This is a genomic window from Clostridium sp. LS3 (genome assembly GCF_055330225.1).
The window spans coordinates 649762-673162 of record NZ_CM143921.1 but is presented as its reverse complement, the minus strand read 5'-3'; the positions used below and the strand labels follow the sequence as shown (position 1 = coordinate 673162).

The following is a 23401-nucleotide window of genomic DNA, read 5'->3' as shown; positions in this document are numbered from 1 at the left end:
TTTAGGAAACATATAGCTAAATATAATATAAACTGTTTAAATTTCACAATTTATGTCTAAGTAAATATTATATAGTTATTTACTTTAATGATCACTTATAGTAAAATTTACATTGTAAAATTATTGTATAAAAGGGGGATAAATGTGAATTTAATGAAAAAAACTAAATTACGAAAACTTTCACTATTAGTTTGTTTAACCTTTATGTTTCAGCTAATAGTTTTAAGTCCCAAAACTACTTTAGCTGCTTCTATTGGAAACGCTAGTACAAGCATTTCCTATGATATAAAAGGTGATCCTAAAGTTGGAAACACTATAGAAATAGCTGTTAATACTTCAAATGTAAGTGACCTATATGGTGCTTCTATCGATTTTGTTTATGATTCTAGTTTAATTGAAGTTCAAAGCATAAACAAAGGTTCTATATGGGGCACGGGTACTAATGTAAAGGAGCCAGTTAAAACCATAAAAAATGGACAAGTAAATTTAGCAATTACTTTTACTGGTAACACTCAAGGAGTATCTGGTAATGGTACTATTGCTATAATAAAAGCTAAGGTTTTAAAAGCTGGAACTGTTAACCTTAAAACTACTAATCTAAATGATAACTTATCATTATCTGGATTTACTAGTAGAGTAAAGTTAAGCACTTCTTTAGCTACAAATATAAACTATAGTGCTAAGGATGAAATAGTTAACTTAACCAATAATTCGATATTAGCTATTTATTCTATTAATACTGATAAGATTTCTCCTCAAGCTGTTAATTCTACTATTAGAATTTCTCCTAAAGCTTCTGGTAATGGTTCTTTAACTTATAAATTCTGGATATATGATGGTTCTTCTTGGACTGTTCCTCAAGATTTCTCTACTAAGAGTTATTTTGATTGGACTCCTACTAAACCTGGTAATTATAGACTTTGGGTTGATGTAAAAGATTCTTCTGGTAAAATGATTTCTAAGGAAATTCCTTATGTTATCAATAGTGATTCTTTAGCTATTTCTTCTATTGATACTGATAAGGTTTCTCCTCAAGCTGTTAATTCTACTATTAGAATTTCTCCTAAAGCTTCTGGTAAAGGATCTTTAACTTATAAATTCTGGACCTACGATGGTTCTTCTTGGATTGTTCATCAAGATTTCTCTACTAAGAATTATTTTGATTGGACTCCTACTAAACCTGGTAATTATAGACTTTGGGTTGATGTAAAAGATTCTTCTGGTAAAATGATTTCTAAGGAAATTCCTTATGTTATCAATAGTGATTCTTTAGCTATTTCTTCTATTGATACTGATAAGGTTTCTCCTCAAGCTGTTAATTCTACTATTAGAATTTCTCCTAAAGCTTCTGGTAAAGGATCTTTAACTTATAAATTCTGGACCTACGATGGTTCTTCTTGGATTGTTCATCAAGATTTCTCTACTAAGAATTATTTTGATTGGACTCCTACTAAACCTGGTAATTATAGACTTTGGGTTGATGTAAAAGATTCTTCTGGTAAAATGATTTCTAAGGAAATTCCTTATGTTATCAATAGTGATTCTTTAGCTATTTCTTCTATTGATACTGATAAGGTTTCTCCTCAAGCTGTTAATTCTACTATTAGAATTTCTCCTAAAGCTTCTGGTAAAGGATCTTTAACTTATAAATTCTGGACCTACGATGGTTCTTCTTGGATTGTTCATCAAGATTTCTCTACTAAGAATTATTTTGATTGGACTCCTACTAAACCTGGTAATTATAGACTTTGGGTTGATGTAAAAGATTCTTCTGGTAAAATGATTTCTAAGGAAATTCCTTATGTTATCAATAGTGATTCTTTAGCTATTTCTTCTATTGATACTGATAAGGTTTCTCCTCAAGCTGTTAATTCTACTATTAGAATTTCTCCTAAAGCTTCTGGTAAAGGATCTTTAACTTATAAATTCTGGACCTACGATGGTTCTTCTTGGATTGTTCATCAAGATTTCTCTACTAAGAATTATTTTGATTGGACTCCTACTAAACCTGGTAATTATAGACTTTGGGTTGATGTAAAAGATTCTTCTGGTAAAATGATTTCTAAGGAAATTCCTTATGTTATCAATAGTGATTCTTTAGCTATTTCTTCTATTGATACTGATAAGGTTTCTCCTCAAGCTGTTAATTCTACTATTAGAATTTCTCCTAAAGCTTCTGGTAAAGAATCTTTAACTTATAAATTCTGGACCTACGATGGTTCTTCTTGGACTGTTCATCAAGATTTCTCTACTAAGAATTATTTTGATTGGACTCCTACTAAACCTGGTAATTATAGACTTTGGGTTGATGTAAAAGATTCTTCTGGTAAAATGATTTCTAAGGAAATTCCTTATGTTATTAATAGTGATTCTTTAGCTATTTCTTCTATTGATACTGATAAGGTTTCTCCTCAAGCTGTTAATTCTACTATTAGAATTTCTCCTAAAGCTTCTGGTAAAGAATCTTTAACTTATAAATTCTGGACCTACGATGGTTCTTCTTGGACTGTTCATCAAGATTTCTCTACTAAGAATTATTTTGATTGGACTCCTACTAAACCTGGTAATTATAGACTTTGGGTTGATGTAAAAGATTCTTCTGGTAAAATGATTTCTAAGGAAATTCCTTATGTTATTAATAGTGATTCTTTAATAAGCGTCAAATAATCGACGCGTAACATATATAAATTTAGAATGATAAAATAGACCCAAGTAGGAGCGGTATGATATGATCTCCTTGTGATAGACATTTTTATTATTTAAATTATCTATCATAAGTGGAGCATATCAGTATGTTGCTTCTACTTGAGTTTAACATTTAATATAATTATTTATTTGCATTTGGATGTTCTTAATTCTTGTGGAATTTCTTTTGCCCAATGAATAATAGTTAACATCATTTCTTTATTATTTGTATCTACTTTAGTTTGAATGAAACCTGAAAACTCTTTAAAAAATTCCTTTGGAAAAGAACTCAATCTTGTCTTTTGATAGTCATATAAAATAATTGGCTCTTTAAATCCACTACTTTTATATAACCACATATATTTTTTAGACTTTGAATCCTTACCGTTATCATCAATAACTTGTAAGGATATTTCATCAGCCTGAATATAACTTCTTTTTAGAAGTTCATCTTTCATAGCGTCCTAAATATCTCCAAGCAAATTATCTACCACTAACATCCAGCTAGACATAGTTTGCCTTGAAATATCTACACCGAGCATCTTGAAATAATTTTTCTTCCTATATTAAGATAACATATGCTAATATTTCATAATAAACATATGTGCTATTAACTAATTTGAAGGCATAGCTTTATAAAAAGTGGTACTTGGTGCTTTAGTTGAAATTATATTTGAACAGACCTCCTAATTTAATTTTTATATCTGGAATATTATCAAAGAAAAATTTAACTATCTAGTCGTATTTTTTCACGTTTACTTATAATTAGGATCGATAGAACAAATAGAAAAAGACCATATTTCTATGGACTTTTTTCATAATTTCAATTTATAAAAATATTAACATAGGCCTCTAAGATCCAAAATACGGAAACTAAAGTATAACTTTAGTTGTTTCTTTAGTAACTACTTGTTCAGCAACTTTTCAACAATATCTCCTGCTTCTATTTTTATAATATTTTTAGCTATAGCAGAATCCTTAAGCGCTGAAATATCTTAATTTTGAACCGCCTTCTTAATATGTCTAATTATTAAGTTAAGCTTCTTTTCTGAAACATCCTTAGATTACATAGTAGCATTTCTTTAAATAATTGAAGACGTTTCTCTTAAAGATGTATTAAATCTAGATTACTTTAATCATTAAATAATAAATATTCTTAATCAAATTTTCTAAGTTATTTAGAATTTAATATTAAATACTTGATTCAAGAATTTTCAAATCTTCTAAAGAATCAATTTCAAACCAATCATCACAATTGATTTTTCTTATATTAACATTCATATTTTTTAGGTTATCTTTAGCAATATTATCCCAATATAAATTTCCCCAATTATCATTCCTTATAACTTCCTCTAGTTTATTTTTAAGAAACTCTCCATCATCTTTTGTGCAATAGGACACCCCTGACATTATGTAGCCTTCACCATTGGAAATTTTAATATCATTAACTTTATTATTTTCATCAAAAATTAGCATCCATTCTTCAGTACTCACTGTTTTCTTCCCTGCAAAATAGGTCGATTTTCCCAACGTATTCTCCAAATAATTCTTACATAAATAAGTATCTGCATCAATTACATATGAATCTGGAAGATACTCTCTAACTAAATACATAGAGTAAATATTGTTGTAAATGTCATATTTATCATTATTAATTAATCTTACATTATATTTTTCTTTAAGGTAGTTAAATTTCTCACTTAAATATCCAGTCATAACTACAACTTCTTCAAGTCCAACTTCTCTCAAAAATTTAATTTGTCTCTCTATCAGTGGTTCACCTTTAATTTTTATAAGAGACTTTGGAGTTTCATTAGTAATAGGTCGTAATCTTGTACCCATACCTGCTGCTAATAATACTGCTCTCATATGCTTCCCTCCATCTATAGTTCACTAACTTTCTGATAATTTTTAGACTTTACACTATCTCCAATTATAACTAAACTTGTACCAATAAATACTATAATACATCCTAATAAAACATTAGTTGAAACTTGTTGTGAAAAAGGTGGTAACATTAGTATTAATGGTATTCATAATACATAAGAAATATTTAAAATCATTGCTGGTGCTACACTTATATATTTCATTGAAAGGTACCATAAAATATATGATGCGCCCCCTATAAATGAACCTAGTGCAAAAATAGACCATATAAATGGTTTATTAATAATTGAAATCATGTCTGAAAATTGAATTCCACTATAAAAGTCAATTATATATGAGTATTCTCCAGTGAAAATCAAAAATATTATTAAACATGTTCCTAATATTAAAATTGAATAAATATGCCTTAATGTAATTGTTACAATTGGATTTACATCATCTTTCATTAATTTATAACCAAATATAGCCTCTAATCCCCAACCAAATGCGGGTATTAATGCTATTATATAGACAACTAAGCTAACAGTTTCTAATTGATAAGTTGCGATAACTCCGATAATTGAAATTATGCCTCCTAATATCTTTACTTTTGATAATCTTTCTTTAAATATTAAGAATGATGCTACTGCACCAACTGCAGGATATAAAGCTGAGAAAGCTCCAGCAACTGGCGCTGATATAGCGCTAACAATTGCATATGGTATTAAACCTAAGGGACCAGCTAATATTGCTGCTGGAATTATTCCAAATCCTTTCTTAGAAAAAAGAACTTTTTTAAATTCTTCTATTAAATTGTTTTTTCTTAATACAAATATTTCAAATGTAACATTGAAAAATAAATCTGCTAATGAAATTAAAATAGTTGTAATCAAAATTAACATTATTCCTCTTATACTAAGAAAATCTCCTTTTGCATTAGCATATAGATTTAATACTGTATATAAAACTATTGTATATAGTGCCCAAGTTAAACCTGATAATAATCCAAACGCATTTCCTTTTTTACCTAAAATTTCACCTGCTCTTCCTGCTTACCTCAAATAATTAACATAGTTTTTAGTATTTCTAAATTCTTCTTACATCTTTCATATCTATTAATGCCATAAGTACCAAAATCATCACCTTGTGCTTCTTTTATTACTGTCCATATGCTCCATAAGAAATCTTGACATATCTTGTGAATAATTACTCTTATTTTTTCATTCTTATTTGCATCTCTTCCTAAATATATTTTTTGTAGAAGTTCTTCTTGTTCATCTCCTAAGTCATTTTCAAGTACATATGCTGATAAATCCCACATATTATCATTTAGCCCACTATATTCCCAATCTATAAGATATATCTTTCCATTTATATCCTTTATGAAATTTTCAGCAACCGTATCATTATGGGATGGCATTAATCTAAATCCAAAATCATTAAGCTTTTCTCTTAACTCCATTACCTCTTTTTTAACATCACAATATCCATCATAAAATTTTCCATTTACTTTCTTTGCTATATCTTCATATTTTTTAATTTTTGAAAATACATCAAACTCATTTTCCATAACCATATCACTGTTATGTAGCTTTTTAAGAATATTAGCGACTTTATCTATATTTTTCTTCTTTTTAGCTGTTTCAGGATTTAATGTTTCAGCTTCTTCTATCATTCTTGATATTTTAACACCTGTATTTTCATTAAAATATACTATATCTGCATCTATTCCGTAGTCTGCTGCTAATTTGGAGTTAACCATCTCTTTATGTCTATCTATCATTTCTTCTGTACCAGTTCCAGCAATTCTTACTATATATTCCAAATCATCAACTGATACCTTATAGTTTTTATTAGTCATTCCACCAATTTGTACTACTTCTTTTATACTATCTTCTGATACATTTAATCCAATCTGTATTTCTCTTTTTATTTTATCTCTCTTATAATGAATTTCTTTTCTTTTTATTATAGGGTATATATAATTTTTTACTCTATCATATTGTTCATCATTATCTATTTCTCCCCATATAAGATCATTAATTTTTAGATACCCTACATTATAATTTCCTGTTACATCTAACATCGTATACTCATAATTCATATACGGATTCTCATTATTAGCAAATTCTTTTAACATAAGCTCAAATAACTTATAAGATATTTTACTTACTCCAATCATTTCACCATCAATTCTATTAAATTGATGTATATCCTTAGACATTTTATATAAATATCCATTCCTTATCTCAACGAAAGCTTCATCTCCTGAACCACTTTCTGTAGTTAAAACTATACAATCTCTATTTTTATTATTTATAAGTTTCTCTATAACTCTATCTTCAAAAATCATATCATTTTCAACTAAAATAAAATCATCTGTTATATGCTTTTTCACTAAAGATAAAGAAGACATACTACCTGTCCATTTGTAATTTTCATTACTTACACAGTAAATATAATTATAATCTTTAGCGAATTCCTTATAGTATTCTTTCTTGTGCCCTGTTACAATAACTATTTTTTCTATACCATTATTTCTAAGTTGATTAATCATTCTTTCAACTATTTTAAATTCTTCTATTTTCAAAAAACCTGGTGGTTTATCAAAATATTTATTATGTCCAGCAGCAAGTATCACCGCTTCCTTTACGGTTTTATTTTCCTCTTTATGTAAGTTTAATCTTTTTTCCTTTTGCTCTTTTAATAAATTTTCAAGTTCATCTGAACCATATTGTGTTAATTCATATCTTGTATTTTTTCCTTCTGAATATATTCCTATATATTCTTTCTCTTTTAATTCTTTTAGAGTTGAATTAACTTTTCCTAAAGATACATTTAAACTTTCTGATATTTTTCTTTGGCTTATACTGTTATTGTCATTAATTAATTTTAATAAATCTAAATTCATAAAATCCCCTCTTACCAAAAAAGTAGTGTTCATAATATGAACACTACTATAAATTAAGATATTTTATTTTAATTGTCAATATGTCACACTTATTTTTCTATATAGTCTCTTAATCTTGGCATCCTCTTTGAAATCTCCAAGAATCTCTGCACATGTCAACTATAGAACGTTTAGCTACCCACCCTAGTTCTTTTTCGGCTTTACTTACATCGGCATAACAAGAAGCTGTATCTCCCTGTCTTCTATCTACTATTTCATAGGGAACTTTAATACCACTTGCTAATTCAAATGCTTTAATTAATTGTAATACCGAAGTTCCTTTACCTGTTCCTAGATTATAAACATGTACACCTTTCTTCATATTATTAAGAGCTAGCAAATGCCCCTCAGCAAGATCCATTATATGAATATAATCCCTAACTCCTGTTCCATCCACCGTTGGATAGTCATTTCCAAAAATTCTCAATCTTTCTAACTTTCCTTTTGCCACTTGCGTAACATAAGGCATTAGATTATTAGGAATTCCATTAGGCGATTCTCCAATTAATCCGCTCTCATGTGCTCCTACCGGATTAAAATATCTTAAAAGTACCACTGAGAAGTTTGGATTCTCTTTAACTAAATCAGTTAAAATCCTCTCACTCATGGCTTTAGTTTCACCATAAGGATTTGTAGTAGGTAAAGTATTCATAGTTTCTACAAATGGTACAGTATTATCTCCATATACCGTCGCTGATGAACTGAATATAAATTTGTTAACATTATACTTCCTACAAAGCTTGCAAAGAACCATAGTACTTACTAAATTGTTGTAATAATAAACTAGTGGCTCTTTTACTGATTCTCCTACTGACTTAAGACCAGCAAAGTGAATAACGCCATCTATTTTACGCTTGGCAAAAATGCTTTCCAATACTTCTTCATTGGTTATATCCATATTGTAAAAAGTAACTTCTTTATTGGTTATTTGTTTTATTTTATCTATAGTCTCAGCTTTACTATTACAAAGATTATCTGCAACAAAGACTGTGTGCCCTGATTCAAGAAGTGAGACACAAGTGTGTGATCCTATATATCCAGTCCCGCCAGTTACTAATATGTTCATAATATTTACACATCCCTTCTGATGAATATTCACATTAGAATATTATTTAATATTCTAAACTTATTTGCTCCTGGGAGTCTTGTGAAATGCCTTGGATTGGAGCCTATTAATTTATGGAGTGTTTTATATAATCTATATCTAAAAATATAACAATAAATTTATTCACATACATTCCGTTTTAAGTTTTTAACTATCAGTATATGACTACCTTAATTTATCTTTAATCATAAAGTTTCTATATCAATGTGTTAGTCTCTTACACATATAATTTTTTATTAATTTACTACTTAAGTTATTATAATAACATACCCTAATGGTAAAAAATCAGTAATATAGTAATTAATTGTTATAAGGTATGTATTAATATATATTTTTTCTTAAATACCTTTTTAATATAAATTTAATTAAGTTTCTTATCATAATTAAATTTACGCATTACTTATGTAATTTCTCTTATTTTACTAAGGCAGTTTTCCCTTATTCCTTTGATAATCAATAAATTACTTCTATTTTATTGATAAAATATAGATAATTAATTCAATTAATGTCAAACTATTACTACTTTTTATATTTGAAATATGAAATATGATTTTGTCTCTCATCTAGCGATGGAATCTCCATATAATCTCCATAACTTACTTTTAAATACTTCTCACAATTTCTTGGTGCGTAAAATTCTATATCGTTAAAAACTATTTTCTTAAGAGGAAATATATCATTATATTTAAATTTAGTAAAATAACAAGTATCTATTCCATAAGATACAATTTTATCCGGATTTAATACCTTTTTATAAAATCTTCTGCATATAAATAAATTTAATTTTTGAGGCCACAATTTAAATATACGTGAAATAATTTTTATAATATTTTTTTTAATATTTTTTGACTTTAAAATTGGTTTCTTTATTTTTGAAGCAGATAACATCTTTAAAGAAACTAGTACCTTAGGAAAACTCATAATACTTCTCTTGATATTATTTTCGCTAAAATAATCAAATGGGAAAATATCTATATATAAACCTTTTTCATTAACTTCTTTATCATAGTTATCTTCTAATATAATAGTTTCTGTATTCCTTATTTTGCATGGAACATGAGGAGTTTTATATTCTTTATCCGTGTATGGTGTTTGTATAAAGTATTTTTCAGGTAATTTATCTGATGCAATCTTTAAGAACTTATTATAATTTTTTCTATCCATAGCTATATCTATATCATCATCCCATGGAATAAATCCCTTATGCCTAACAGCTCCAAGTAATGTTCCTGCATCCAACCAATATTCAATATTATTTTCATCACATACTTTTGTTACATCTTTTAAAATATTTAGTAATTCCTTTTGGACATTTTTAATATTCACTAATTTCCACCTTTCTTATTTTTAAATACAATGTCAAATATTAATGAAATTTCCTTTACTTTTAATAAAAATATTGTTGTTAAATACAATATTCCTCCAATTAATACCATGCCTACAAGTTTAATTAATTCTATTATCGCATTATTAGAATTAATATCAAAGTAGTACTTTTGGAAGAAAATAGATGTTATTATCAATGGAATACATCCTAGAAATAATTTAAATATAATTATTACTGTTTTTCTTGATATGCAATTAGGTATATTTTTTCTTACATTGAAATATAATATAATTACTGAAATTACACTTCCTATTGTTGATGCTAAAGCTATACCGCCTACACCTAATTTCTCTTTTAATATGAAAGAGGCTACTATATTAATAATAACTGCAAAAAATGTATTTATCATTGGTGTTTTAGTATCTTGTATTGCGTAACATACCCTTGATAAAATATTATTTATTGCTATTGCAAATAAACCTAAAGAATAATAGTAAAAAGCTTGAGAAGTCATAATTGTACTATTTATATTAAATGCTCCTCTTTGAAAAAGAATTTTAACTATGTATTTACAATTCACTGAAGCTATAATCACAATAGGAGTTAATACTATGAACATTGTAACTAAACTTTTATTAGTCTCATTAGCTATATCATTTCTCTCTTTGCTAGCTGCAACTTTAGTAATATTTTGATAAATTACTGTTGTTATAGATACAATTATTATATCTATAATTAATGCATTTAGCTTTAAAGCATAGTTTATTGCTGCTACACTACCACCATTAAGCGAAGAGGCAAAAATTCCATTAAATATTCCATTAATTTGAGTCATTCCAGTTCCAATACAAACTGGAATTAATAATTTTAATATTTTTTTTATATTATTATCTCTAAAATTTAAATAAATACTATATTCAAATTTTATTTTTTTCAAACCATACATTAATATTAAAATTTGTATAACCAATGCAATAGATACTACTATGGAAATTCCTATTACTCCATACTTATCGCTAAAAAATACAAAATATGCTATCAAAAGTATATTATAAGGTATTCCAATACTTGCTGGTAATAAAAAATTATTTTCACATTGTAATATAGCTGTAAAAATATAAATAATAGTGTTAAGTAAAATAACACTAGCTAGTATCCTAGTCAATAATACTGTTAATTGAAATTTTTCTCCTACAAATCCCGGTGCCATTATATTAACTAACTGTGGTGTAAATATTTCACACATAATAGTTAAAATTACACTAAAAATTAATAATATAGTTATTACATTTGATATAAATTTTTTTAACTCTTCTTTGCTTCTATTTAATTTTACATCATTATATACTGGAATTAACGTAGTTGTAATAGCAACTCCTATTATTACAAATATTACATTGGGTATATTAGATGCCATTAAGTAAGCATCTGCCTCTAATGTAGTTCCAAATTTTATTGCTGTAAAATAGTCTCTTAAAAACCCTAAAACTTTAGAAAACAAATTAAAAATTATCATTACAGATGCTGTTTTTAAAACGTTATTTCTCATTTTTATATCCTCAATTTACTATTCTTACTACTTTTGCTGGAATTCCAGCAATTATACTTCCATCTTGAAAACATTTATTCACTACGGAATTAGCACCTACCACACAATGTTTTCCTAATGACACTCCTGGCAAAATAATAGCACCTGTAGCAATCCAACAGTCCTTCCCTATATGTATTGATTTAACTGTAACTCCTTGCTTTTTTATTAAGGTGTTCTTATCCTTATAATTTTTATTTGTATCAATAATTGTAACATTATGTGCAATTGATGTGTCTTCTCCTATTACTATTTCACTATTACTAGTAATTATAGAATTTATTGATACATATACACTATTTTCAAGAATTAGTTTAGAGTTTTTATGAACTATAATCCTTACATTATCTGATATATAGCAATTATTACCAATTATTAAACTCGAATTATCTTCCATTATTATTTTTGCTTTTCTAGAAATAAAATTATTTTCTCCAATAATCAAAGTTGAATTTTTACATTTTAATCTAATTCTTAATTTTAAAATTAAATTTTTAATTTTTTCTTTTAAATAACTCATTAGTATACCTCATATTTATTAACTTTGAATGTTTTTATTTAAATAATCTGAACTCTCATTACATACAATAACATAATATATAAATAAAAATACAGGTACTGAGAAATGTATTGTTCCTGATAAAAAACTAGAGATTATAAAGGTTTGAAGTTTATTAATTGCATTATAATCCTTATTTTTAAAAGCCTTATATATTAGATATGCAATATATATTATAACTAAACAACTTAGTATAAGTCCAAATCTAGATGCAATCTCAATAAACATATTATCAGAAAATTTCAATTCACTAAATGATGAGGATACCCCAACAACTTCTTTATCAAATGGTGTACCAATAAAAGGATATGTTATTGCATATTTTATGCCTATTATCCATTTTTCCCATCTTGAACTAGAGAATAAATAATTTAAATTAAAAAAATATACACCATACTTATTTACTAATATACTTAATATTAATATAGAAACACTACTAATAATCAGAATTTTATATCTATTAATAATTAATTTAAATATATTTGATTTCTTATTGTATCCTACTAACTTTCCTCTAATAAATATGTATATTATACTTATTAATATACTTGTTCTTGAGAAAGTTAAAAAATTCATTAATAATATAATAATATTTTCAAAACAAATTATACTTTTTTTATTTTTTACTCGTGAATAATCTAAAATAAATAGCATTATTGCAAAATATAATCCAGCATGATTTGGATTTCCAAAAATAGACATAATACGCATCTTATTCGTACCTATCCAAGCATAAGCTAACATATTTTCGTAAGATACCATTCCTAAATAATTGTTAGTTAAAAATAAAATTATAGTTATTAAAATTATAATATAATTGAAAACCCTTAACATTTTAACTGTTTTATCATACTTTATTTTTTCTTTTAATTGAATTAATATTACAAAATACACATACCACATAAAATAGTTCATGTTGTTATTAGTAACTATCCACTTAATAAAATAATCCAAAGATCCATCTTTTAATACCTTAATTAATGTAATTATGAAAAACGTAATAAAAATTAAAGAAATATATTTATATTGCAAATTTAATTTTTTTCTATCTATAAAAATATACATAATAAACCCTAAAGAGAATACTAACTTCAAAACATTTATTAGATTATCACTGCCTGGTATTATTGCTCTTAATAGTATTTCAAAGATTAATAAAAAAGAGAACGTAATAAATGCATAATTAATTAATGAACTATTTTTATTTATCGTATTACTTAACTTCATAACTACCTCGCTATATTTAAATATTGTATATTTCTCGATAGGCAACACAAATATTTTTTATTGAATATCTTGATATTGCATTTTTTTGATTCAGCTTAATATTTTTTGTTTCTCCATTATTATTTATAATTCTCAATAATTTTCTAGCTAAGCATTGTGGACTTCTTTCTTTTAAAACATAACTATCGTATTCGTCTTTAATTATCTCTTTTGGTCCATCACAAGGAGTTGAAATTACAATACAATTTGAAGCATAAGCTTCAATAACAACCATTCCAAATGATTCGTTTATTGATGGAACTATTAATGCATCTATTCCCTTTAATATATCATTTATATCCCTTCTTACCCCTAGGAAATAAAAATATTGCTCAATGCTATATCTATTTATTAAATCTAGACATTCTGTTTTATATAAATCATCTGAAGCATTATTAAAAATAGAGTCTCCCACAAATAATATTTTACATTTCACACCTTGTTTTTTTAATAAATTTACAGATTCTATCACTAACTTTTGACCTTTTATTTCCTGAAATCTTCCTATTACAGCAAATATCTTTTCATTATTACTTATATTAAGTTCTTTTCTTATTTTATTTTCATCACCATCATTATATTTTTCTATATCTATTCCTAATGGGATCTGTGTTATTATTTTAGATTTAACATTATTTTTTATTAAATTATCTTTTACATTTCTAGAAACTGAAATAATTTTATTAATGAAAAAATTTATTAAACTTCTTTTTAAAAAGTTAAATTTATACCACTGCCCATGACAAACCCATATAGCTTTACAATTTAAAAAAAATATTTTATTTATAAGACTGAATATTACTGCTGTTTTCCATTCGTTTGTTTGTACAACATCAATGTTCTTACTTTTTATTATATTTTTAAGTGTACTTATTATATTGATAAACTTACCTTTATTAATATTACTATTTATATCATATATAATAGTTTCAATTTCATTTTCTATAACTTCTTCTGTTAGCTTTCCTTCACTAAAACATAACAATGTTTGATTTATATCTTTGTGTGAATTTTTAAATTCTAACATTAAATTTAAAAGGCTTGTCTCACCACCTCCTAAATTAGATAGTTCAGAAACAAATAATATATTCATTTTACTCTCCTACATTGATAAATCTACTAAGAATTTTAATATTTTCATCTTTTATATTATTATTTAATATTTCCTTCAATTTTCTACTTTCTTCAATCTTATTATTAAGAATCATTAAAGTATCTGATAACATTTTCTTACTATCTATTGCACTATCTTTCCAATTTTCTCCATCGCCAATTGATTGTGCAACATCTTCTAATTTAAAATCTTTAGCACAACTATATACTTTACTATGATATATTATAGGTAATACGGGTATGTTTAATAATATAGATATTACTACTGAATGAAATCTCATACCTACAATTAGATCGTAGTTCTTTAATTCTTCCAATATTCCCCACATATTTTTAGAACCATCTATATATATATCTATTCCTGTTTTATCTTGTATTTCTCTAAAGAAATCAACATCATATTCATATTGGAAAGGAATCAATTTGCAATTTATATTATTTTTTTTCAAACTACAAATATAATTTATCATCTCATTTTTATAGTTTTCTTTCATATATTCTTTATTTAATAACAATGGTGCTATTACTATTGCTACATAATTACTATCATCTTGAATTTTCTTTCCTTTAAATATTTTATCATCTCTTAAATCATACACTACATCGTTAGTTAAATGTATATTTTCTAGACCTATACTTTTTAATAGGTCATATGATTCCTTATCTCTTAAACATATATAATCTACCTGTTGAAGAATATTTTTAAATCTTTCTTTAGATTCCTCTCTAAGTATAGGACCAGCTCCGGCTCCCATCATAATAACAGGCCTTTTCAATACTTTTTTAAATAAATTAATCATGAAAAATAATGATACTGTAGAATTTGAATTCCAATCAGATAGTGCTCCACCACTTCCTATTATTAAATAATCATTAAAAAACAAATTTTTTACTACTTTGAAAGGATTGTACTTTAATGTTCTAAGTATAGACTTAAATCTTAAATCTATATTAGTAGATACTATTTCAATATTATCATGATATTTCTCTATATTCTTAGGCTTAGAACCCATCACATTAATTTCTAAATCTACATTCACCTTTTTAACACTATTAATTATGCTTTTTAATATTAATTCGTCTCCTAAGTTTTCATGGCCAAACCATCCATATATTAAAACACTTTTTTTCATTTTTACCTCATTCATTAAAAATTTTTTTATATGCTTTATCCCAACTAAAATTATTTAAAATTATTTCTCTACATTCTCTACCAAACTTGCAATTAATCTCTTTATTGCTTAATAATTCATTTACTTTGTCTACCCACTCCTGTTGAGACCTTGCAATGTATATATTTCTACCATCTTCTAAATAATCTATTCCCTCTATACTTACTTCTGATGCTACTATAGCTTTTTCACAACTCATAGCCTCTAAAATTTTATTTTTCATTCCTGTACCATATCTTAAAGGTGACACATAAACATTAGCGTTAGCAATATATTCAACAATATCTTCTACAAATCCAGTTACTATTATATTAGAGTTAGCTAAGCTATATATATCTTTATCAGGATTTTTACCTACAATAATAAATTTAGCATCACTATTTGTCTTTAAAATTTTAGGCATTATATTTTTTGCAAAATACATGGCTGCGTCTTTATTAGGTGCATAGTCCATAATCCCTGTAAAGATTATATTTTTCTCGCTTTTAATATGATACTTCCTACTATTAAATTTATTATAATTAACTCCTAAATTTATATAATCTATTTTATTTTTTAGTGTTGGTAATTGATTTTTTTCATATTTAGCATCATTTTTAGATACAAAATAAATTTTGGTGAAATTTTCATATTGCTTCCTCTGAATTTTTTTGTATAAATTACTTTGAATTACATTGTATAGTTTTTGTATAATATTTTTATTATTCATTTCAGATTTTCTTCTAAAATATAAACTCATACTATCATATGCCATTAATACTTTTTTCTCAGCTTGTACTCTATTAACTATATTCATACTTAATGGTTGATCAAAAATGATTTCATCGTATTTATTTATTATTTCTATCAGATTTTCATTATACTGGTAAATACCATAAGGAATTTTTTTTATAATACTTTTTATTCTAAGTAGTTTCTCTTTTTTTCTTAAATCTATATAAGTTATATTTTTAAAATATTTTTCTAACTCAACTTCAGCATTACTGTCTTTTTCATCATAATATATCAAATCAATTTCATTTCCATACTTAACATTCTCTTTTACTATGTTTAATAATGCATGTATTCCCCCTGATTTATATGCTGGATATGGACAATAAGGAGTTATTATTAAAACTTTCTTCATTTTATTCCTCCAAATATATTTTTTCTAAATCTTCTAACATTTTATTTAGAGAATATTTATTCTCTACCAATTTTCTTGCATTAAGTATGATTTCTTTATTTTTTGATTTATCGTAATAAATACATTCAATTGTCTGTACAAAATCTTTACAATTGTACTCATCTATTAAATAACCTGTTCTATTATTAATAACAATATCACTAACTCCACCTACATCAATAGATACAACTAATGTTCCAACACTTAGTGCCTCTATAACACTCATTGGGAATATTTCTCTATGTGATACAATTATAGATACATCAATACACTTTAAAAATTCATATGGTTTTGATATATTTCCTAACATTTCTATATTTAACTTTCTTTTATTTATTTCTTTTTGAATATCATCTTTTAATTCACCATCACCCGCAATATATGCTTTAAATTTAACTAAACTTGAATTTTGCAATGATTCAATTATATCTAAGAAAAATACATGATTTTTAACTTCAGATAGCCTAGCTAATATTGCTATTTTAAGTAAATCCTCTTTATCATTTATATAATGAGAATCAAATTTGTATTGTTCAATGTCTGTGCTGTTTGAAACTACCCTTATTTTATCTGCTTTTATTCCTTTTTTAATCATCCTATTCTTTTCAAAATTACAAACTGTTAATAAATTATCTATAAAAATATTAACATAACTAACAAATATTTTATTATGAATCTGTTCCAAATATGTAAGATTATGTTTCGTATATAGTAATTTTATCTTTTTTTTATTTAGAAATTTCGCAGGAATAGACATCATACTTAATCTCAAAGAATTAGCGTGAATTATATCTACATTTTCTTTTCTTACTATTTTAATGATTTTAAATATATTTTTTATTGGGTTTTTACTTAAAAAAATGAATCTATCATCATTAACAACTTTGTCTCTATACTCTCCATCTTCAGCAGCAGTAATTAACTCCACAGATTCACACTTCAAATTATTTTCTATCTTAAAAAAATAAGTCTCTGCTCCACCTACACGTAGTTGATCTGTCAGCAACAAAACTTTTTTACTCATTATAATCTCCTTGTTTTACTTAATTTTTCTCTATAGTATAGAATTAAATCTTTTAAGTATATTTTCCCATTTATGCTTATTTAATATTAACTTTTGAGCTTCATTTGATACATACTCTCTTAAATTGTAATCTTTTAAAAGTTCTTCTATTTTTTCTTTAAATTCTTCATCATTATTACAGATTAAAATTTCCTTATTGTCTATTGCATCAATTCCTTCGATTCCAATATCATTAGTAATTACAGGAATACCCATAGCCATGGTTTCTAAAATTTTTGTTTTTATTCCTGAACCATATATTAGTGGCGCTATAGCAACTGTACATTCTTGAACATATTCTCTTATATCATCAACTTCACCTGTAACTTCTATATTGGTATATTGGTTAAGTTCATTCTTATACTCTTCTGAACATCTTCCTACTATTCTGAAAACACAGTTTGGATTTTCTTTTAATATTTTTGGAAAAACATTTGATATAAATGAATTAACCGAATCTTTATTATGTGCAACATACATATTACCTAAAAATACAATATAATTATTTTTCTTTTTCTCTACAACTTTTTCAGAAAAATATTCATAATCTACACCTATAGTAATATCTATGCATTTATCTTTTCCAAGAGTCTTATTAAATTCTTGTGCTTCAATTGGAGATACAAAAACTATACTTCTGTAATATTTTGATACTTCAACTTCATACTTTGATAATAGCTTTGCTTCTTTATTAAGAATAAACTTCATAATGCTTCCATTATCCAAAATATCATTTATAAAACTAGGTAATTTTTTAGAGTATGCTCCTATAGCACTATTACTTAATATTCCACTTTTAGATTGTCTATCATACCTTTTAGATAATATATCATCCATATCTAAAATTTTATTATACTTCAATTCATCTAAATCATTTAAATATTCAGCAGTCCTTGCCATATCTGAAATAACAATATCAGGCTTATACTCTTCAATAACCCTTTCTAATTGCTTTTTAGATTGTTTTGAATAATATAATGATACTTGTAATGGCCATTTATGTAATAATATTGATTTAATTAATAAATTTTTAATCTTTTCAATTTTACTAGGAAGTTTAGCATAATAAACCTTATTTATAAAACTAGGTTGCTCTATTCCTTTTTCATCTTCATCAATTAAAGAAAATAATCTAACTTCGCAATTATGTTGTTCTGCCAATCCCTTGCAGTAGTTAAACAATACAACTTTTCTACCATCATTGACCGGATAAATTAATCTTGTAGTAACAAACAATATTTTCTTCACTTTCATTCTCCTAAAATATACTTATATATTAAATAATATTCTTTAATTCCTTAACATTAGCTACATTAGATTTACATCCAACTAATATCTTTCCATCATTTTCAATAACATATATATCACTTAAGCCTTCAACTACTACACTATGATTAGAAGATATAATTAAATTGTTTTCTCCCATAACTGCTTTAGTTTGTCCAACTAAGACATTTCCATAATCATCTTTTTCTCTATACCTATCTAAAGCTTCCCAACTTCCTACATCATCCCATCCAAAGTTACTTGGTATAACATATACATCATTAGATTTTTCTAAAACTGCATAATCTATTGATATAGCCTCTGTCTTATTATAATTTTCATTTATTAAATTTTGTAATTCTTCTTCATTAACATCTTTTATTAAATGAAGCGCTTCATATGTATTATTAGAGTACATTTTAATTTGATTTATTATATTTTGTGTACTCCATACAAACATTCCACCATTCCAAAGATAATTCCCTTCTCTTAAATATCTTTTTGCTGTTTCTTTATCTGGCTTTTCTACAAAAGCTTCAACCTTTATAACTCTAAAATCATTAGGTTTTAATGATTTTTTTCCACATTTTATATAACCATATCCTGTTTCTGCTCTATTTGGATTCATCCCTAAAGTTACTATTGCATTTTCATTATCTTTTATAAAGTTATCAGCTGCTAAAAGGGTACTCCTAAACTCTTCTTCATCTACTATTAAATGATCTGAAGGTAAAACAACCATGTTAGCACTTTTATAATATCTTTCTATAACCATTGCAGATAAAGCTATACACGGTGTTGTATTTCTTCCTTCTGCTTCAACTATTATATTTTTTTCTGGTATTTCTGGAAGCTGCTCTTTAACTAAATCAACATACATTTCACCAGTACATACAAATATTCTTTCTATTGGTATAATAGGTCTAATTCTATTTACAGTCATTTGAATCATAGTTTCTTCGCCTATTAAACTCAAAAATTGCTTTGGTTTTTCTTCAGTTGATAAAGGCCAAAATCTTGTTCCTTTTCCGCCTGCCATTATTAAAGCGCATAGCATAATATCATCCCCCTCTCCTTAATAAGCATTATTATCTCCGAACAACACACTTACTGTTTTTAATATTAATTTTATATCTAATAAAAAACTTCTATCATTTACATACTGTAAATCAAGCTTCATCCAATTATAAAAATCTATATTGTTTCTTCCTGAAACTTGCCAGTAACATGTTAAACCTGGTTTTACGCTTAATCTTTTTAGCATCCATGGTTCAAATTTTTCTACTTCCTTTGGAAGGCTTGGCCTAGGTCCTACCAAACTCATTTCTCCTTTTAATACATTTATTAATTGTGGAAGTTCATCTATACTTGTTCTCCTTATAAACTTGCCTACTTTAGTAACTCTAGGATCATTTTTCATCTTGAACATAGGCCCAGACATTTCGTTTTCTTTATCTAGCTTTGCTTTTAGCTCTTCTGCATTTTCTACCATTGAACGAAACTTATACATTTTAAATTCTTTTCCATTTAATCCTATGCGTTTTTGTGAAAATATAGCTTTGCCTTTAGATTCTAGTTTTATTAAAATAGCCACAATTAATAGCACTGGACTTAAAATAATAAGCCCTAAAAATGAAGCTATAATATCCATAAATCTTTTTAACACTTCATACAAAGCACTTTCTTTTTTTTCTATTTCAATTATTTCTTCATTTTGAATTTGAATTCTTTCCATTTTACATTCTCAACCCCTTTACACCTAATATATAAAATTTGTTTAATTAACCTCTACTAAACATCCCAAAAAGTCCTTTTTTCTCTTTTATTAAGCTTCCTTTAAATTTAACTTCTTGATTTTCTATAAGCTTTTCTCCTGAAGATTTTAAGTAATTAAAGTAATCTTTATCTAAATTCTTTATAGCTTCAGTTCCACTTCTCATATCTGTATTTCTTTTTGTATCCCTATGAGCATCAGAGCCTATAAAGCTATAAATCTTATTTTTCAAAAACAAATCAACTGTTTTTTTAACGTCTTTACCAAAGTCTCCAGTTATGCTTCCCATATTTACCTGAAAAAGAAATCCCTCTTTTATAAACTCATTTATTAAAGAAGGATTTTTTATAAATTTTTGATATCTTTCTGGATGGGCTATAACCGGTACTATTCCTTTAAGTTGTAACTCATATATATTCTCAACTGCCTCTTTAATAGAAAAGTCTCTCATATTAAATTCAATTAACATATATCTTGACTCGTTTATGGTTCCTATATATCCATTGTAATAATTTTCTAATAAGCTTGATGAGTAATATACTTCTTGTCCACAATATATATCAATATTTAAATCCTCTTCTTTAGCTAAGCTTCTTACATCTTCTATTCTTTTCTTTACTTCCTCTAGGGGAGCCTCGTAATATCCAGGCAGGAAGTGTGGGGTAGAAACTATCTTTGTAGTCCCTCCCTCAATTGCCTTTTTTAACATATTTAAGGTCATTTCCCTAGATTTAGATCCATCATCAATTTCCCAAATTAAATGAGAATGTAAATCTACCATATTTAACCTGCCTTTATAATATTTATTTTTCTCCGTAATAGTAATAGTATTTATTTCTTGAGTTATCTACTCCATTTAATACTGTTCCAATAATATTTGCATTTACTTTTTTTAAAAGACCAATTGCATTTTGAACTGAATCTTTTTTTGTTTTTTCTGCTCTTACTACTAAAATTGTTCCATCTGCCTTTGTTGATAGAATTTGTGAATCTGTAACAGCTTGTACTGGTGGTGTATCTAAAATTATATAATCAAAGTTTTCTTTAAGATTTTCTATTAAATTAGTCATTGATTTTGATGAAAGCATTTCTGATGGATTTGGTGGTATTTTTCCTGAAGTTAAAATTACTAAATTTTTATTGTATCTATGCATAGCTGTAACTAAATCTTCTTTTCCTATAATTACATCTGATAAACCTACTATGTTTGAAATTCTAAATTTCTTATGTATTGAAGGTTTTCTTAAATCACAATCTACTAATATAACCTTTTTATCTCCTTGAGCTAAGCATAAAGCAAGGTTTCCTGAAGTAGTTGACTTTCCTTCACCTGGCTCTGAGCTTGTAACCATTATCACTCTATATTCTTTATCAAAGGATGAGTATTGTATATTTGTTCTTAAAGTTCTATAGGTTTCTGCCGCTATAGATTTTGGTTCTTTTTCTACTATAAACATATTATCCTCCTAAAGCTCCTTAACGTTAGGTACCGTTCCAATTACTGGAATATCTAACTCTCTTTCTAATTGTTCTTTAGTTTTAAAAGTATTATCTAAGAATTCTAATAAGAAGGCTAACCCTACACTTACCATTAATCCAAGTAAAAATGCTATTGCTATATTAAGCTTTTTATTTGGGCTTACTGGTTTTTCTGGGAACTGAACTTCTTCTATTATTTTTATATTTCCATTTGGAACTAAATCTTTAGATGTTTTTATAAATTCATCTGTTATTTCGCTTATAACTTCTTTTGCTTCTTGAGGGTTAGTGCTTCTATATTTAATTTGTAGTATTTGTGTATCTGCAACTGGTACTACAGTTAAATTTGCTAAAACTCCTTCTGGCTTTAAGTTAAAGCTTGTCTTATCTATACTTCTTGAAACTAAATCTTTAGTTTTTATTGCTTCAGAGTATGTTTTCATAAGCTTTTGATACATCATAACATCATTTTGATTATAAGCTTGATTTTCTCCATCTTTACCTACAAATACTTTTGTAGAGGCCTCGTATTTAGGTTTTATTACAAAAAAATTTAACGCAGCTACTATTACTGTAGCTATTATTGTAATTGTAAATATCATTAACCATCTCTTTTTTAAGGCTTCAAATAATTCGTCTAATCTTATTACTTGTTCTTCCAATTAAATTCCTCCTAAACCATAATTACATTACAAAATTACATTATAGGCTTATTATAACATTAAATCCTATTTTTTTACACGTTTTAACACTTAAATTAAATTGAAAATTTACTATTATTTAATTTTCTATTCAAATTCGATTTATATTGCTTAATTAAATATATATTTTGTTTGTTTTTTTAATTTAATATTATTTTTTATAATTATACATTTTTTAAACATAATTAGTCATGTTAAATTTATTTTTTATCTATAAACTTATTCAACAATATAAAATTATACCATAAATACACTATTTTGTTATCATTTCTTCATCAAAAATTATCTACATATTTAGATAATTTAAACCTTTCGACATTAA

20 protein-coding genes are annotated in these 23401 nt (G+C 26.0%); 1 reads left to right on the top strand and 19 read right to left on the bottom strand.

Annotated elements, in window-relative coordinates; translation table 11 throughout:
• The first annotated feature begins 153 nt into the window (after window positions 1-153).
• On the top strand, window positions 154-2667 hold the full coding sequence (locus ACZJV1_RS03190) for a triple tyrosine motif-containing protein (RefSeq protein WP_463652139.1): 2514 nt from the start codon (window positions 154-156) through the stop codon (window positions 2665-2667).
• Window positions 2668-2831: 164 nt separating this feature from the next.
• Here the strand turns inward: ACZJV1_RS03190 and ACZJV1_RS03185 are convergent, their stop codons facing one another.
• The 19 genes from ACZJV1_RS03185 to ACZJV1_RS03095 all read right to left on the bottom strand — a co-directional run bounded on the left by ACZJV1_RS03185 (window position 2832) and on the right by ACZJV1_RS03095 (window position 23040).
• Window positions 2832-3143 (bottom strand): IS66 family transposase, encoded by a 312-nt coding sequence (locus ACZJV1_RS03185; protein WP_463651402.1) that lies wholly within the window; start codon window positions 3141-3143, stop codon window positions 2832-2834.
• Window positions 3144-3876: 733 nt separating this feature from the next.
• Window positions 3877-4554: an NTP transferase domain-containing protein gene (locus tag ACZJV1_RS03180; RefSeq protein ID WP_463651401.1), complete on the bottom strand. Its 678-nt coding sequence runs from the start codon at window positions 4552-4554 to the stop codon at window positions 3877-3879.
• 164 nt (window positions 4555-4718) lie between these two features.
• The gene (locus ACZJV1_RS03175) at window positions 4719-5453 is read right to left on the bottom strand and encodes a hypothetical protein (protein ID WP_463651400.1); all 735 of its coding nucleotides are present in this window, start codon (window positions 5451-5453) and stop codon (window positions 4719-4721) included.
• Between the two features lie 155 nt (window positions 5454-5608).
• Window positions 5609-7462: an NTP transferase domain-containing protein gene (locus tag ACZJV1_RS03170; RefSeq protein ID WP_463651399.1), complete on the bottom strand. Its 1854-nt coding sequence runs from the start codon at window positions 7460-7462 to the stop codon at window positions 5609-5611.
• A 109-nt stretch (window positions 7463-7571) separates the two neighbouring features.
• A complete protein-coding gene (gene galE, locus ACZJV1_RS03165; protein ID WP_463651398.1) occupies window positions 7572-8567 on the bottom strand; it encodes a UDP-glucose 4-epimerase GalE in 996 nt (331 codons plus the stop codon).
• Window positions 8568-9125: 558 nt separating this feature from the next.
• On the bottom strand, window positions 9126-9932 hold the full coding sequence (locus tag ACZJV1_RS03160) for a LicD family protein (protein WP_463651397.1): 807 nt from the start codon (window positions 9930-9932) through the stop codon (window positions 9126-9128).
• The gene (gene murJ, locus ACZJV1_RS03155) at window positions 9932-11482 is read right to left on the bottom strand and encodes a murein biosynthesis integral membrane protein MurJ (protein ID WP_463651396.1); all 1551 of its coding nucleotides are present in this window, start codon (window positions 11480-11482) and stop codon (window positions 9932-9934) included. Before murJ ends, ACZJV1_RS03160 begins: the two co-directional genes overlap by 1 nt.
• A gap of 10 nt (window positions 11483-11492) precedes the next feature.
• Window positions 11493-12041 (bottom strand): acyltransferase, encoded by a 549-nt coding sequence (locus ACZJV1_RS03150; RefSeq protein WP_463651395.1) that lies wholly within the window; start codon window positions 12039-12041, stop codon window positions 11493-11495.
• Window positions 12042-12059: 18 nt separating this feature from the next.
• A complete protein-coding gene (locus ACZJV1_RS03145; RefSeq protein ID WP_463651394.1) occupies window positions 12060-13307 on the bottom strand; it encodes a hypothetical protein in 1248 nt (415 codons plus the stop codon).
• A gap of 16 nt (window positions 13308-13323) precedes the next feature.
• Complete coding sequence (locus tag ACZJV1_RS03140; protein WP_463651393.1) at window positions 13324-14439, bottom strand: glycosyltransferase family 4 protein; 1116 nt, start codon at window positions 14437-14439, stop codon at window positions 13324-13326.
• A gap of 1 nt (window position 14440) precedes the next feature.
• Window positions 14441-15592, bottom strand: a complete 1152-nt coding sequence (locus ACZJV1_RS03135) for a polysaccharide pyruvyl transferase family protein (RefSeq protein WP_463651392.1) — start codon at window positions 15590-15592, stop codon at window positions 14441-14443.
• Between the two features lie 7 nt (window positions 15593-15599).
• Window positions 15600-16757, bottom strand: coding sequence for a glycosyltransferase (locus ACZJV1_RS03130; protein WP_463651391.1), 1158 nt, complete (start codon window positions 16755-16757; stop codon window positions 15600-15602).
• Between the two features lies 1 nt (window position 16758).
• Window positions 16759-17820: a glycosyltransferase gene (locus ACZJV1_RS03125; protein WP_463651390.1), complete on the bottom strand. Its 1062-nt coding sequence runs from the start codon at window positions 17818-17820 to the stop codon at window positions 16759-16761.
• Between the two features lie 30 nt (window positions 17821-17850).
• A complete protein-coding gene (locus ACZJV1_RS03120) occupies window positions 17851-19107 on the bottom strand; it encodes a glycosyltransferase family 4 protein (protein WP_463651389.1) in 1257 nt (418 codons plus the stop codon).
• Between the two features lie 28 nt (window positions 19108-19135).
• Entirely contained in the window at window positions 19136-20182 is a 1047-nt protein-coding gene (locus ACZJV1_RS03115; RefSeq protein WP_463651388.1) for a mannose-1-phosphate guanylyltransferase, read from the bottom strand.
• Window positions 20183-20200: 18 nt separating this feature from the next.
• The gene (locus ACZJV1_RS03110) at window positions 20201-20860 is read right to left on the bottom strand and encodes a sugar transferase (RefSeq protein ID WP_463651387.1); all 660 of its coding nucleotides are present in this window, start codon (window positions 20858-20860) and stop codon (window positions 20201-20203) included.
• Between the two features lie 46 nt (window positions 20861-20906).
• Complete coding sequence (locus tag ACZJV1_RS03105; RefSeq protein ID WP_463651386.1) at window positions 20907-21680, bottom strand: tyrosine-protein phosphatase; 774 nt, start codon at window positions 21678-21680, stop codon at window positions 20907-20909.
• A gap of 22 nt (window positions 21681-21702) precedes the next feature.
• Window positions 21703-22356, bottom strand: coding sequence for a CpsD/CapB family tyrosine-protein kinase (locus ACZJV1_RS03100; RefSeq protein ID WP_463651385.1), 654 nt, complete (start codon window positions 22354-22356; stop codon window positions 21703-21705).
• Window positions 22357-22365: 9 nt separating this feature from the next.
• Window positions 22366-23040, bottom strand: a complete 675-nt coding sequence (locus ACZJV1_RS03095; RefSeq protein WP_463651384.1) for a YveK family protein — start codon at window positions 23038-23040, stop codon at window positions 22366-22368.
• Window positions 23041-23401: the final 361 nt, after the last annotated feature.